This is a genomic window from Dellaglioa sp. CoH-57-MRSF-22 (assembly GCF_056781895.1).
In genome coordinates, this window is the sequence record NZ_JBXAXT010000075.1 from 249 (window position 1) to 483 (window position 235).

Below are 235 nucleotides of genomic sequence, written 5' to 3' on the forward strand. Positions count from 1 at the left end.
TGTCTGCTGTTTGCCCAAGACGCCGGTTTCGTCAACTATATAAACGAGGGTACTCTGGGAGGCACCCAAAGCGGTATCGTCTACTCGCTCATCCCGAGTTGCGCGCAAGTCTTCGAGACCTACGAGATGGCCGAAGCCTTCATTGACTACAATGGACTGATTGCGACCACCATCATGCAGATCGCGGAGCCTCCTGCCGAAGAGTATCCTGACCTGTACACCTTGTACTGGCTTG

At 54.0% G+C, this 235-nt stretch carries 1 protein-coding gene; it reads left to right on the forward strand.

What is annotated here, in order from left to right:
- Nucleotides 1-235, forward strand: a 235-nt coding sequence (locus AC1RPR_RS08235; protein ID WP_481763471.1) for a hypothetical protein, incomplete at both ends; no start/stop codon positions are given.